This window comes from Bradyrhizobium sp. Ce-3 (assembly GCF_022835695.1).
GTDB lineage: Bacteria > Pseudomonadota > Alphaproteobacteria > Rhizobiales > Xanthobacteraceae > Bradyrhizobium.
The window spans coordinates 1-330 of the sequence record NZ_BQUV01000080.1; the positions used below are offsets into that span (position 1 = coordinate 1).

The 330-nt window shown below is 53.9% G+C and carries 1 pseudogene; it reads left to right on the forward strand.

Features of this window, described 5'->3' with window-relative positions:
* A pseudogene (locus BRSPCE3_RS35905) lies at positions 1-327 on the forward strand (nickel ABC transporter, nickel/metallophore periplasmic binding protein); the annotation flags it as partial.
* Between the last annotated feature and the right edge of the window lie 3 nt (positions 328-330).

Consider the following 330-nt stretch of genomic DNA (forward strand, 5'->3'; position numbering starts at 1 on the left):
CACCGCACCTGGGGCGCGCCATATGATCCACACGCCTTCCTCAGTTCAATGCGCGTACCGTCACACGCTGACTTCCAGGCACAGCAAGGATTAGCCGACAAACCGCTGATTGATAAAGAGATCGGCGAAGTGCTGGCGACCCATGACGAAACGCAACGTCAGGCGCTGTATCGCGACATTCTGACCCGTCTGCATGACGAGGCGGTTTATCTGCCTATCAGTTACATCTCAATGATGGTGGTATCAAAACCGGAGCTGGGTAACATCCCCTACGCGCCGATCGCCACCGAAATTCCGTTCGAACAGATTAAACCGGTGAAACCTTAATGT